This is a genomic window from Streptomyces sp. 7-21 (assembly GCF_016741785.1).
Classification (GTDB): Bacteria; Actinomycetota; Actinomycetes; order Streptomycetales; family Streptomycetaceae; genus Streptomyces.
On sequence record NZ_JAERRL010000007.1, the window covers coordinates 156,072 to 169,098 of the forward strand.

Annotated in this window: 10 protein-coding genes; 2 read left to right on the forward strand and 8 right to left on the reverse strand. The window is 72.4% G+C overall.

Annotation, left to right across the window (positions count from 1 at the left end; all coding sequences use genetic code 11):
• Nucleotides 1-10: 10 nt before the first annotated feature.
• From JK356_RS11470 to JK356_RS11485, 4 genes are all read right to left on the reverse strand, one after another.
• Nucleotides 11-1,363 (reverse strand): replication-associated recombination protein A, encoded by a 1,353-nt coding sequence (locus tag JK356_RS11470; RefSeq protein WP_201867554.1) that lies wholly within the window; start codon nt 1,361-1,363, stop codon nt 11-13.
• A gap of 75 nt (nt 1,364-1,438) precedes the next feature.
• Nucleotides 1,439-2,089 (reverse strand): vitamin K epoxide reductase family protein, encoded by a 651-nt coding sequence (locus JK356_RS11475; protein ID WP_201867555.1) that lies wholly within the window; start codon nt 2,087-2,089, stop codon nt 1,439-1,441.
• A gap of 117 nt (nt 2,090-2,206) precedes the next feature.
• Nucleotides 2,207-3,469, reverse strand: coding sequence for a histidine--tRNA ligase (hisS, locus tag JK356_RS11480; RefSeq protein ID WP_201867556.1), 1,263 nt, complete (start codon nt 3,467-3,469; stop codon nt 2,207-2,209).
• An 11-nt stretch (nt 3,470-3,480) separates the two neighbouring features.
• Nucleotides 3,481-4,194 carry an MBL fold metallo-hydrolase gene (locus tag JK356_RS11485; protein ID WP_201867557.1) on the reverse strand — a complete coding sequence of 238 codons (714 nt, stop codon included), beginning with the start codon at nt 4,192-4,194 and terminating at the stop codon, nt 3,481-3,483.
• A 276-nt stretch (nt 4,195-4,470) separates the two neighbouring features.
• Here JK356_RS11485 and JK356_RS11490 point away from each other — a divergent pair, with 276 nt between their 5' ends.
• Both JK356_RS11490 and JK356_RS11495 read left to right on the forward strand, forming a co-directional pair.
• Nucleotides 4,471-5,292, forward strand: coding sequence for a peptidylprolyl isomerase (locus tag JK356_RS11490; RefSeq protein ID WP_201867558.1), 822 nt, complete (start codon nt 4,471-4,473; stop codon nt 5,290-5,292).
• A 182-nt stretch (nt 5,293-5,474) separates the two neighbouring features.
• Nucleotides 5,475-6,704 carry a DUF349 domain-containing protein gene (locus tag JK356_RS11495; RefSeq protein ID WP_201867559.1) on the forward strand — a complete coding sequence of 410 codons (1,230 nt, stop codon included), beginning with the start codon at nt 5,475-5,477 and terminating at the stop codon, nt 6,702-6,704.
• Between the two features lie 105 nt (nt 6,705-6,809).
• Here the strand turns inward: JK356_RS11495 and JK356_RS11500 are convergent, their stop codons facing one another.
• From JK356_RS11500 to secD, 4 genes are all read right to left on the reverse strand, one after another.
• Nucleotides 6,810-9,194, reverse strand: a complete 2,385-nt coding sequence (locus JK356_RS11500) for a bifunctional (p)ppGpp synthetase/guanosine-3',5'-bis(diphosphate) 3'-pyrophosphohydrolase (RefSeq protein ID WP_374100642.1) — start codon at nt 9,192-9,194, stop codon at nt 6,810-6,812.
• 138 nt (nt 9,195-9,332) lie between these two features.
• Entirely contained in the window at nt 9,333-9,893 is a 561-nt protein-coding gene (locus tag JK356_RS11505; RefSeq protein ID WP_201867560.1) for an adenine phosphoribosyltransferase, read from the reverse strand.
• A 3-nt stretch (nt 9,894-9,896) separates the two neighbouring features.
• The gene (gene secF / locus JK356_RS11510; RefSeq protein ID WP_201867561.1) at nt 9,897-11,108 is read right to left on the reverse strand and encodes a protein translocase subunit SecF; all 1,212 of its coding nucleotides are present in this window, start codon (nt 11,106-11,108) and stop codon (nt 9,897-9,899) included.
• A 1-nt stretch (nt 11,109) separates the two neighbouring features.
• Nucleotides 11,110-12,972, reverse strand: coding sequence for a protein translocase subunit SecD (gene secD, locus JK356_RS11515; protein ID WP_236671147.1), 1,863 nt, complete (start codon nt 12,970-12,972; stop codon nt 11,110-11,112).
• Nucleotides 12,973-13,027: the final 55 nt, after the last annotated feature.

Genomic DNA, 13,027 nt, shown 5'->3' on the forward strand with positions numbered 1-13,027 from the left:
GACGCCCGGGTCAGGGACGGTCCGCCAGGCGCTCGCGGATCCGTTCTAGCACCTCGGCGCAGCGCGCCTCCGCGCCGTGCCGGGTCGGGGTGTAGTAGCGCTTCCCGTCGACGGCGTCCGGGGCGTACTGCTGGGCGGCGATGCCGCCGGGCAGGTCGTGCGGGTACTGGTACCCCTGGCCGTGTCCCAGCTTCTTTGCCCCCTGGTAGTGGCTGTCCCGCAGGTGCGCCGGGACAGGCCCGGCGAGCCCCGCGCGCACGTCGGCCAGCGCCGCGTCGATGGCCGTCACCGCGGAGTTGGACTTCGGGGCCAGGGCGAGTGCGATCGTGGCGTGGCTGAGAGTGATCCGCGCCTCGGGGAATCCGATCATCGCCACGGCCTGCGCCGCGGCGACCGCCGTCTGGAGCGCCGTGGGATCGGCCATGCCGATGTCCTCGCTGGCGGAGATCATCAGCCGGCGGGCGATGAACCGGGGGTCCTCCCCCGCCTCGATCATCCGCGCCAGGTAGTGGAGCGCGGCGTCCACATCCGAGCCGCGGATCGACTTGATCAGCGCGCTGGCCACATCGTAGTGCTGGTCGCCGTCCCGGTCGTAGGCCACCGCGGCCCGGTCGACGGCCTCCTCCAGCACGGACAGGGAGACCTCCTCCTGGCCCTGTGCCAGGGCGGCGCCCGCGCCCGCCTCCAGGGCGGTCAGCGCCCGGCGCGCGTCCCCGCCCGCGATGCGCAGCAGGTGCTCCTCGGCGTCCTCGGTGAGCCGCACGGAGCCCGCCAGGCCCCGTTCGTCGGTGACGGCGCGGCGTACCAGGCCCCGCACGTCCTCCTCGGTCAGCGGCTCCAGCGTCAGCAGCAGCGAGCGGGACAGCAGCGGGGAGATCACCGAGAAGTACGGGTTCTCCGTCGTGGCGGCGATGAGCGTCACCCAGCGGTTCTCCACGGCCGGCAGCAGTGAGTCCTGCTGGGCCTTGCTGAACCGGTGGATCTCGTCGAGGAAGAGCACCGTCTCCTTGCCGTAGGCGCCCGAGGAGCGGCGCGCGCCGTCGATGACCGCCCGGACCTCCTTGACGCCCGCCGTGATCGCCGACAGCTCCACGAAGCGCTTGTCCGTGGCCTGGCTGACGACATAGGCCAGCGTCGTCTTCCCCGTGCCGGGCGGGCCCCAGAGGATGACGGACGACGGCCCCGCGGGCCCCCGGCGCCCCTCCCCGACCAGCCGCCGCAGCGGCGAGCCGGGGCGCAGCAGATGCCGCTGCCCGACGACTTCGTCCAGGGAGCGGGGGCGCATGCGCACAGCGAGCGGGCTGGCGGCGGGGTCCTTCTCGGCGCGCTCCTCCGCCGCAGCGGTGAACAGATCGGGCTCCACGCGTCCGACCCTAAGCCACCGCGCCGGCAGCCCCGTCCGTGCCCGCCTCCCGGCCGGCGCCGGGGCGCGGCCGGGTCAGCTGGTCCAGAAGTCCCACCAGCGGGTCAGCACCAGCATGCCGATGACGGCGACGTGCAGCACCGGGAAGAGCCAGTGGAACTCCTCCAGGGTCCGCTTGAGCCCCGCCGGTGCCGGCAGGTGGCCCTGGCGGACGTTGTGCCAGGTCGTGTACCAGAACATGGTGATCGTGGCGACCCAGACCAGGCAGCACCACAGGCACAGGGCGCCGATGTTGTACAGCGACTGGTACTGCAGCCAGGTGCAGAAGGCGACACCGAAGAGGGTGCCGCCCTGGAGGCCCAGCCAGAACCAGCGCCGGTACCGGGCCCCGGCCAGCAGGCCCATGCCGATGGCGATGACCGCGCCGTAGGCGACCAGCCCCAGCATGGGGTTGGGGAAGCCGAAGGCCTCCGCCTGGTCGCTCTCCATGACGCTGCCGCACGAGACGACGGGGTTGAGGCTGCACGACGGGGTGTAGATGCGGCCCTCGGCCTTGTACTCCAGGATGTGGTTCTTGTCGAGGGTGATCACCCAGGCCGCCAGCAGCCCGGCGAAGCCCGTGATCACCAGCAGCAGCGCGAAGGGGCGCCCCGCACCCGCACCCGCGTCCCGCTCCGGGCGCGGGGGCTCGCTCGTGCGGACCTCGTCCACCACCGATGCCGTCATCTCACCATCCGTCTCTGCCGGGTACGGCACCCCATTGTGCACCAGGCGCTGCGGCCCGGTACCCCGCCGTATCAGCCGTTCGGAGCACCGGGCCCGCGGGGAATCCGGCGCGGTGGCTCACCCCAGGCGGCGGCGCAGCTCCTCCAGCGCCTTGTCACCGGGCACGGGCTCCTGCTCACCGGTGGTGAGGTCCTTGAGCTGCACGACGCCCTCGGCGAGGTCCCGCTCCCCCGCGACGACGGCGAACCGGGCGCCGCTGCGGTTGGCGGCCCGCATCGCCGCCTTGACGCTCCGGCCGCCGTAGGCGAGGTCGGCGGACAGCCCGGCCCGGCGGGCCGCCGTGACCAGCGCGAACAGCTCCCGGCGTGCCTCCTCGCCCAGCGGGACGGCGAAGACGTCCACGGGAGCGGGCAGGTCCAGGGTGACGCCCTCGGCCCTCAGCGCCAGCACGGTGCGGTCGACGCCCAGCGCCCAGCCCACGGAGGGCAGCGCCGGACCGCCGATCATCTCGGACAGCCCGTCGTAGCGCCCGCCGCCGCCGACCGCCGACTGCGAGCCCAGCCCGTCGTGCACGAACTCGAACGTGGTGCGCGTGTAGTAGTCGAGTCCGCGCACCAGCCGGTCGTCGTCCTCGAAGGCCACGCCCTCGGCCGCCAGCAGCTCGCGGACCCGCTCGTGGTAGTCCCGGCACGCCGCGCACAGGTGGTCGCGCATCAGCGGTGCCTGGGCCAGCTGGGCCCGGACGCTCTCCCGCTTGTCGTCCAGCACCCGCAGCGGGTTGATCTCCACCCGGCGGCGCGTCTCCTCGTCGAGGTCGAGCGTGCGCAGGAACTCCTGGAGCGTGGCCCGGTACGCCGGCCGGCACGCGGGGTCGCCCAGGGAGTTGAGCAGCAGCCGCACCTGCGTCAGGCCCAGGGAGCGGTAGGCGTCGGCCGCCAGGATGATCAGCTCGGCGTCCAGGGCCGGGTCCTCCGCGCCGATCGCCTCGGCGCCGACCTGCGAGAAGTGGCGGTACCTGCCCGCCTGCTGGCGCTCGTAGCGGTAGAACGAGCCGGAGTACCACAGCTTGACCGGCAGGTTGCCGGCCCGGTGCAGGTTCGCCTGAAGCGCGGCGCGCAGCACGGCCGCCGTGCCCTCGGGCCGCAGCGCCAGCTGGTCCCCACCCTTGGTGGTGAGGGTGTACATCTCCTTGGTGACGATGTCGGTGGACTCGCCGACGCCGCGGGAGAACAGCTCGACGTGCTCGAACCCTGGCGTCTCGACGTAGCCGTAGCCGGCGCGGCGCAGCGGGGCGGCCAGGGCCTCGCGCACCGCCAGCACGGTCGCGGAGTCCGGAGGGATCAGGTCGTACGTGCCCCGGGGGGCGGAGAAGGTGCTCACAGGGGTGCTCTTCACATTCCTCGTCGCGGCGCCGCCTCGGTGGCGGCGTCCCGGCCGGCGGCCAGCTCCCGCAGGAAGGGATTGGTGGCCCGTTCCCGGCCGATGGTGGTCTGGGGGCCGTGCCCGGCCAGGACCACGGTGCTGTCGTCCAGCGGGAGGCAGACACGGGCCAGGGACCGCAGGATCTCGTCGTGGTCGCCGCCGGGAAGGTCGGTGCGTCCGATGGAGCCGGCGAACAGCAGGTCGCCCGAGAACAGCACCTGCGGAACGTCGTCCGCCTCGGGCAGCCGGAAGGTCACCGACCCCTTGGTATGGCCGGGCGCGTGCGCGACAGAGAAGCGCAGGCCGGCCAGCTCCAGCTCCGTGCCGTCGGCGAGGTCGCGCAGGTCGTCCGGCTCGCCGACGGTCAGCTCGCCGAGCAGCGGCTGGCCGATGCTGGCGCCGAGCGCGCTGGCCGGGTCGTCGAGCATGTACCGGTCGGCGGGGTGCAGCCAGGCGGGCACCCCATGGGCCCCGCAGACGGGCAGGACGGACGCGGTGTGGTCGAAGTGGCCGTGGGTGAGCACGACGGCCACGGGCTTGAGCCGGTGCCGGGCGATGGTCTCCTCGACGCCGGGAGCGGCCTGGTGGCCGGGGTCGATGATCACGCATTCCTCACCCGCGGCGGGGGCGACCAGGTAGCAGTTGGTCCCCCACGCTCCTGCGGGGAAGCCGGCGATCAGCACGCTCGTCCTTACCTGTCCGGGAACGGTGGCAACGCGGTCCGGGGGCGCCCGGACCGTTCGCGGCGGGCCCAGGCGGCCCCGCCGCGCGGATCCGTCAGCGCCTCCCCGGCGGATCCGTCGGCGCAGAAGCCTACCGGCGGCGGTGCGGCCGGGGCGAACCCGTATACGGTGGCGCCCAGGCGTGGCCCGGAACGGATTGCCCACCGTGGTTCGTCAGTCACATGCCGGAGCTTGGGAACGTCTGCCAGGACCAGGGATTCGTCAGGAGGAGAAGCGGTGTCCACCAAGAAGCAGCGGCGCAAGCAGCTCGCTCGGGCGAAGTGGGAACGCCAGCGCCAGCGGCAGGCGTTGCGGGCGCGCCGGGCCCGGCGGCGCAACATCATCATCGCGGTGGTGCTCGTGGTTGCGATCGCCGCCGGGGGCACCGCGCTCGCCGCGCTCAGCGGCGGGGACTCCAGCGAACCGGACACGGACGCCGCCGGGGAGCCGGCTCCGGAGCCTCCCGAGGACCCCTGCGAGCAGCCGGCTCCGGGCGAGCCCACAGGCGGCCAGTGGGACTCCGAGCCCGAGATGACCGTGAACGAGGAGTCCACCTACGTGATGCAGCTGGACACCACCTGCGGCGCCATCGAGATCACCATGGACGCCGCCGCCGCGCCGCACACCGTCAACTCGTTCGCTTTCCTGGCCGGTGAGAACTACTTCGACCACACGCCGTGCCACCGGCTGACCACCTCGGGGATCTTCGTGCTCCAGTGCGGCGACCCGCAGGGCACCGGCATGGGCGGGCCGGGCTACACGCTGCCCGACGAGAACCTCGGCGACCCGGACATCGCGGACGGCGTCTACCCGGCCGGCACCGTGGCCATGGCCAACAGCGGTCCGGACACGGGCGGCAGCCAGTTCTTCCTCGTCTACGAGGACAGCCAGCTGCCGGCCGACTACACGCCGTTCGGCGAGGTGACGGCCGGCATGGACGTGCTGCAGAAGATCGCCGACGCGGGGAGCACCGAGCCCGACCCGCAGACGGGCAACACCGCTCCGAACGCGACGGTGGTCATCAACGAGGCGCGGGTCGAGGAGCGCGAGGCGAGCTGAAGCCAGTTCACCGGAATTTGCGGCCGGCAAGGTGCGGACAGCCGGGTACGTGGTCGCCTATGTTGGCGTGGAACCTGGTGCCGTCCGCCGTCCGGCCGACGAGGACAGCCGGTGGCACCGGGTGAGAACTGTGGACGATGCCGGGGGCGTGCGCCCGTGGTGGGCATCTGGAGGAGGGCGCTGTGAGCAGCGAGCCGTGGGGCCGTGTTGACGAGACCGGGACGGTGTACGTGCGGACGGCCAGCGGGGAGAAGGTCGCTGGCTCGTGGCAGGCGGGATCGCCCGAGGAGGCGCTCGCCTATTTCGAGCGCAAGTACGAGGGCCTGGTCGTCGAGATCGACCTGCTCGAACGCCGCGTGCGGACGACGGACCTGTCCGCCAAGGACGCCACGGCGGCCATCGGCCACCTGCGGCAGCAGGTGGCCGAGGCCCACGCGGTGGGCGACCTGGACGCGCTGGACCGGCGGCTCGACCAGCTCCAGGAGGTGGTCGAGGCCCGCCGCGAGGAGCGCAAGGCGGAGCGGGCACGGCAGGCGGAGGAGGCCAGGGCCGCCAAGGAGGCGCTCGTCGCCGAGGCCGAGGAGCTGGCCGCCAGCGACCAGTGGCGGGCGGCAGGCGAGCGCCTGCGCGGGCTGGTGGAGACCTGGAAGAGCCTGCCCCGTCTGGACCGGAAGACGGACGACGAGCTGTGGCGCCGCTTCTCGCATGCCCGCTCGGCGTTCTCCAAGCGCCGCAAGGCGCACTTCGCCGCGCTGGACGCACAGCGCGAGGAGACCAGGCGCCGCAAGGAGAAGCTGATCGCGGAGGCGGAGGCGCTGTCGGAGTCGACGGACTGGGGCCCGACCGCCGCGCGGTACCGCGAGCTGATGCGGGAGTGGAAGGCGGCGGGCCGGGCGCACCGGGACGTCGAGGAGGACCTGTGGGCCCGGTTCCGGGCGGCGCAGGACGTGTTCTTCCAGGCGCGTGCGGAGGTGTTCGCCGAGCGGGACGCCGAGTACCGCGACAACCTGGCCCGCAAGGAGGAGCTGGCCGCCGAGGCCGAGAAGCTGCTGCCGGTCACCGACGTGCGGGCGGCCCGCGCCGCGCTGCGCTCGATCGGCGAGCGCTGGGAGGCCATCGGGCGGGTGCCGCGCGACGCCCGCGCCGCCATCGAGGGCCGGCTCCAGGCCGTGGAGCGGGCGGTGGCGGAGGCCGAGGAGGCCGAGTGGCGGCGCACCAACCCGGAGGCGCGGGCGCGCGCCGAGGGCCTCACGGGCCAGCTGCGCGACGCCGTGAACCGGCTGCAGGAGCAGCTGAAGGCCGCCAGGGCGGCCGGCAACGAGGCGAAGGCCGCGAAGCTGGAGGAGGAGCTGGCCGGGCGCCAGGCGCTGCTGGACCAGGCGCTCAAGGGCCTGGCCGAGTTCGGCGGCTGACACCGCGGCACACCCGGCCGGCACGGCTGCCACAGCCACGCCGCACGGGGGCGGCGGGGACGGCCGGGCCCGCGCGGGCCCGGCCGTCCGGCGTGCCGGGGCCGGTCAGGGCCGGCGCGGCGAGGTGACGCGGTAGACGTCGTACACGCCCTCGACGCCCCGCACCGCCTTCAGCACGTGGCCCAGGTGCTTGGGGTCACCCATCTCGAACGTGAACCGCGAGGTGGCGACCCGGTCCCGGGAGGTCTGGACCGCGGCCGAGAGGATGTTCACGTGCTGGTCGGACAGCACGCGTGTGACGTCCGACAGCAGCCGCGAGCGGTCCAGCGCCTCGACCTGGATGGCGACAAGGAAGACCGACGACTGCGTCGGTGCCCACTCGACCTCCAGGATCCGCTCGGGCTCGCGGGAGAGCGACTCGACGTTCACGCAGTCCGCGCGGTGGACCGAGACCCCGTTGCCCCGGGTGACGAAGCCGATGATGGGGTCGCCGGGCACCGGCGTGCAGCAGCGGGCCAGCTTGACCCACACGTCGTCGGCGCCCTTGACGACGACGCCGGGGTCGGCCGCGGCACGCCGCCTGCGGCGGGCGGGCACCGGCGCGGCGCTCTCGGCGATGTCCTCGGTGGCCGCTTCCTCGCCGCCGATGGCCTGCACGAGCTTCTGCACGACGTTCTGCGCCGATACGTGGCCCTCGCCGATGGCGGCGTACAGCGAGGAGATGTCGGGGTACCGCATCTCGTGGGCGAGGGTGACGAGCGAGTCGCCGGTCAGCACGTGCTGTATCGGCAGGTTCTGCTTGCGCATCGCGCGGGCGATCTGCTCTTTGCCCTGCTCGATCGCCTCGTCGCGGCGCTCGCGGGAGAACCAGGCGCGGATCTTGTTGCGGGCGCGGGGCGACTTGACGAAGCCGAGCCAGTCGCGCGAGGGACCTGCCCCGGCGGCCTTGGAGGTGAAGATCTCGACGGTGTCGCCGTGGTCCAGGGTGGACTCCAGCGGGACCAGCCGCCCGTTCACCTTGGCCCCTATGGTGCGGTGGCCGACCTCGGTGTGGACGGCGTAGGCGAAGTCCACGGGCGTGGCGCCCGCGGGCAGCGCGATGACGTCGCCCTTGGGCGTGAAGACGAAGACCTCGTTGCGGGAGAGGTCGAACCGCAGCGACTCCAGGAACTCGCCCGGGTCCTTGGTCTCCTTCTGCCAGTCCAGCAGCTGCCGCAGCCACGCCATCTCGTTGACGGTGGTCTCCCCGCGCCGCTCGCCCTTCTTCGGGGCGTCCGCCCGGGCCCGCGAGGAGCCGCCGACCGCCTGCTGCTTGTACTTCCAGTGCGCCGCGATACCGAACTCGGCCCGCCGGTGCATGTCGAAGGTGCGGATCTGGAGCTCGACGGGCTTGCCGCCCGGCCCGATGACCGTCGTGTGCAGCGACTGGTACATGTTGAACTTGGGCATCGCGATGTAGTCCTTGAACCGCCCCGGCACCGGGTTCCACCGAGCGTGCACGGTGCCCAGCGCCGCGTAGCAGTCGCGGACGGTGTCCACCAGGACACGGATGCCGACCAGGTCGTAGATCTCCGCGAAGTCCCGCCCCCGCACGATCATCTTCTGGTAGACGCTGTAGTAGTGCTTGGGGCGGCCGGTCACCGTCGCCTTGATGCGGGCGCCGCGCAGGTCGGCCTGGACCTCGTTGATGACGGTGGCGAGGTACTCGTCGCGCTTGGGGGCGCGCTCGGCCACCAGGCGCACGATCTCGTCGTACATCTTGGGGTAGAGGATGGCGAACGCCAGGTCCTCCAGCTCCCACTTGATGGTGTTCATGCCCAGGCGGTGGGCCAGCGGCGCGTAGATCTCCAGGGTCTCCCTGGCCTTCTGCTCCTGCTTCTCGCGCTTGAGGTAGCGCATGGTCCGCATGTTGTGGAGCCGGTCGGCCAGCTTGATGACCAGGACGCGCGGGTCCCGGGCCATGGCGACGACCATCTTCCGGACGGTCTCGGCCTGGGCCGCCTCGCCGAACTTGACCTTGTCCAGCTTGGTGACGCCGTCGACGAGCTGGGCCACCTGGTCGCCGAAGTCGCGGCGCAGGCTGTCGAGCCCGTACTCGGTGTCCTCGACGGTGTCGTGCAGCAGCCCGGCCATCAGGGTGGCCGAGTCCATGCCCAGCTCGGCGAGGATCGTGGTGACCGCGAGGGGATGCGTGATGTACGGGTCGCCGCTCTTCCGCTTCTGCCCGCGGTGCCACCGCTCCGCCACCTGGTAGGCGCGCTCGATCTGCCGCAGCGCCGCCGTGTCGGCCTTGGGGTCGTTCGCCCTGACCACACGCAGCAGCGGCTCGAGTACGGGGTTGTACGGGGTAGAGCGCTGCACGCCCAGGCGGGCGAGCCGCGCGCGCACGCGGTTGGAGGACCCAGAGCGGCCGGAGACTCCCGAGACGGCCGGGGCCGTCTGACCGGCGGGCGCCTGGGGTGAGGTGAGCGGCTGGGCGTCGTCTGGCAAGGGCACTCCTTCTCGGCCCGTCCCTGCCCACGGGAGGCCGCGGACGTTCGGACTGCCATGGTAACGAGCCATGGCCGCCGGCTCACGCGCGGCGGCGGCGCCGCGCGCGGGCCGTCGACGGCCCGCGCGCGGCGCGTCTCAGACCGTGATCAGGCAGTGGAGAGGCGCTCCCCCGAGCGCGGGCAGCACCCGCTCGCGCCCCTTGAGGAAGCTCAGCTCCATCAGCACGGCCAGCCCGGCGATGCTGGCCCCGGTGCGCTGGATGAGCCGCAGCGACGCCTCGGCCGTGCCGCCGGTCGCCAGGACGTCGTCAACGACGAGCACGCGGTCGGCGGGCGACAGGTCCTCGGCGTGGATCTCGATCTCGGCGCTGCCGTACTCCAGGTCGTAGCCCTGCGAGAGCGTCGCCCCGGGCAGCTTGCCCGCCTTGCGGACGGGCACGAAGCCGATCTGGGCGCTCACCGCGGCGGGGGCCGCCAGGATGAAACCGCGCGCCTCCAGGCCGACGACCTTGGTGGCGCCGCTGGCGCGGGCGAAGGCGGCCAGCTGCTCCGTCAGGGTGGCGAGGGCCCGGGGGTCGGCCAGCAGGGGCGTGATGTCCTTGAAGACGACCCCGGGCTTCGGGTAGTCGGGGACGTCGCGGATCCGGTCGAGCAGCAGCCGCCTGACGTCCTCGGAGACGGCTGGAAGAGAACTCATCGTCTACCTCCGCTTTCCCGACGGGCGGCCGCGGCCGCGGTGGCGGGAGACCGGCTGGCGGCGCGGGCCGCGTGCCGGGGCGACCCGGCCGCCCGCGGCGACGGCTCCGGCGGACTCGGGCTCGCTCCCGCTGGGTTCCTCAGTCCCGGTATCCGTCCCGGATTCAGCCCCCGGGCCAGCCTCAGCGGCGCCGTCCCCGGTGCTGTTCCCGGAGCCGTCCTGGGCACCGGCTGCGTCGTCGTCGCGGCGCTTGGCGCGCTTGGCCAGCACCCTCCTGTCGTGCTCCCTGATCTGCGGCTCGCGCGACTTCAGGTCGGAGACGAGCGGCGTGGCGATCACAATCGAGGAGTAGGCGCCGGCGGTCAGGCCCACGAACAGCGACAGGGCGATGTCGTTGAGCATGCCGCCGCCCAGCACGCCTCCGCCGATGAACAGCAGGCCGGCGACGGGCAGCAGCGCGACGACCGAGGTGTTGATCGACCGGACCAGCGTGCCGTTGAGGCTGCGGTTGGCCAGCTCCGCGTAGGTGAACCGGGTCTGCTTGGTGAAGTTCCTCGTGCTCTCCCGCAGGCCGTCGAAGACGACGACGGTGTCGTAGAGGGAGTACCCGAGGATCGTCAGCAGGCCGATGACCGTGCCGGGCGTGACCTCGAAGCCGACCAGGGCGTAGACACCGACGGTGATCGTCAGGTCGTGGATGAGCGCGATCAGCGCGGCGAGCGCCATGCGCCACTCGAAGGCGACCGCCAGAAAGGCCACGACGAGCACCATGAAGATGCCCAGGCCCTGCCAGGCCTTGTTGGCGATCTGGGAACCCCAGCTGGGGCCGATCAGCTCGGCGTTGAGGTCCTCGGTGGGGATGCCGAGCTCCTCGGCGAGGGCGGCGCGGGTCTCGTTGGACTGCTCGGTGTCAAGGCCGCTGACCTGGATCCGCATCTCGCCGCCGTCGCCGAGGGTCTGGACGAGCGGCATGCTGCCGGAGACGTCCTCGACGACCTCCCGGGCCTCCTCGACGGAGACATCGGTCGCCGGGGTGGTGAAGACCGCGCCGCCCTCGAACTCGACGCCCATGTGCAGGCCCCGGAGGCCGAGCCCGCCGAACGCCAGGATGGTGATCAGGACGGAAATGCCGTACCAGATCTTCCGGCGGGCGACGAAGTCGATGGTGACCTCGCCGCGGTACAGCTTCGCGCCCAGGTTTCCGAGCCGCGACATCTCACGCCTCCTTGGGGTCGCTGGGGACGGTCACCGGTCGCGCGCCGCGCCGCAGCGGCGGACGGGCTCCCAGGCGCCGGGGGTCGAGCCCGGACCAGGGATGGCCGCTGTAGAAGAACCTTCTGGCCGCCAGGAGCGTCATGAGCGGCTTGGTGAACAGGAACACCACCAGGACGTCGAGCGCGGTGGTCAGGCCCAAAGTGAACGCGAAGCCCTGCACCTTGCCGACTGTCACCGTGAAGAGGACGGCCGCGGCGAGGAACGAGACGAAGTCGGAGACCAGGATCGTCCGCCGGGCACGTGGCCAGCCGCGCTCCACGGCGGTGCGCAGGGACCGGCCCTCCCTGATCTCGTCCCGGATCCGCTCGAAGTAGACGATGAACGAGTCGGTGGTGATGCCGATGGCCACGATGGCGCCGCAGACCGCGGGCAGGTTCAGGGCGAACCCGATGGCGGGCCCGAGCAGCGACATGATCGTGTACGTCAGCACGGTGGACACGAGGAGGCTGGCGATGGCGATCAGGGCCAGGCCGCGGTAGTACGTGACCATGTAGATCACGACGAGCGCGAGGCCGATCGCGCCCGCGATCAGTCCGGCACGCAGCTGCTCGCCGCCGAGCGTCGGGGAGACCGTGGAAACGCTGGCTTCCTCGAAGGTCAGGGGCAGCGCGCCGTAGCGCAGGATGTTGGCCAGTTCCTCGGCGGACTCCTGGGTGAAGCTGCCGGAGATCTCGGCGCGGCCGCCGCCGAGGCGCTGGGAGACGCTGGGGGCCGAGACGACCTCGCCATCGAGGACGATGGCGAACTGGTTCATCGGCTCGACCTGCTGGGCCAGTTCGGCGGTGATGTCCGCGAACGCGCTGGTGCCGGCGTCGTTGAACTCCATCTGCACCACCCAGCCCTGGCCGGTCTGGGAGTCGAAGACGGCGCTGGCGTCGGACACGTCGCGGCCCGGCACGGCCACGGGGCCGAGGATGTACTTGAAGATGCCGTCGGTGTCACAGGCGACGACGGGCTCGTCGTCGTCAGCCCTGGCGGCCTCCTCGCTGGCCCGGAGCCTGGCCTGCTCCGTGGTGCAGTCGAGATTCTCCAGGCGGGCCTCCAGCGTGGTGTCGCCTTCGGAGTCGCCCTCCTCGCCTTCGGCTTCGGCGCCGTCGCCTTCGGAGTCGCCCTCCTCGCCTTCGGCTTCGCCGCCGTCGCCTTCCGACTCGCCGTCCTCGCCGCCGGCGTCGCTGGTGCCCTCCTCGTCACCGCTGCCGCCGTCCTGGCCCTCCCCCTGGGCGGGGTAGGAGGCGGTCTGCACGCTGGTGCCGGACCCGGGCGCGGGCAGCGACTGGTTCTCGGTGCCGTCGTCGTTGCTCTCTTCGCCGTCCCCGGCGGAGCCGGAGTCCCCGGAACCGCTGTCCGAGTCGTCCCCGGCGGAGCCGGAGTCCTCCTCGCCGGAGCCGGAACTCTCGTCACCGGACCCGGAGTTCTCCTCGCCGGACCCGGAGTCCTCCTCGCCGGATTCCTCCTCGTCCTCAGCCGGAGGCTCCGCGATCGCTGAGGAGAGCACCGGCCGGAAGCCCAGTTCGGCGGTCGTGCCGACCTGCTCCCGGGCCTCCTGCTCGTCCGTTCCCCTCGGGATGTTGACGATGATGTTCCGGTCGCCCTGGGTCTGCACCTCCGCCTCGGAGACGCCCAGGCCGTTGACCCGGCGCTCGATGATCGAGACGGCGGTGTTCAGGTTCCCCGGGTTGATCGCTTCCTCGTTCCCCTCCTCGGTCACGGCGGACAGCGTGATGCTCGTGCCGCCCGCCAGATCGATACCAAGGCGCGGGGTGGTGGAGCCAGAGAGGAACATGCCGCCGGTGAGGGCCACCATGAGGCACACGATCAGCAGCAGGGCACGTCCCGGTCTGCCCTTGGCATTCCGGGAC

What these genes read in the sequence shown, in the direction of transcription:
- secD (WP_236671147.1), bottom strand. Translation starts at nt 12,972, where the DNA reads ATGGTGGCCCTCACCGGCGGCATGTTCCTCTCTGGCTCCACCACCCCG.
- secF (WP_201867561.1), bottom strand. Translation starts at nt 11,108, where the DNA reads ATGTCGCGGCTCGGAAACCTGGGCGCGAAGCTGTACCGCGGCGAGGTC.
- JK356_RS11505 (WP_201867560.1), bottom strand. Translation starts at nt 9,893, where the DNA reads ATGAGTTCTCTTCCAGCCGTCTCCGAGGACGTCAGGCGGCTGCTGCTC.
- JK356_RS11475 (WP_201867555.1), bottom strand. Translation starts at nt 2,089, where the DNA reads ATGACGGCATCGGTGGTGGACGAGGTCCGCACGAGCGAGCCCCCGCGC.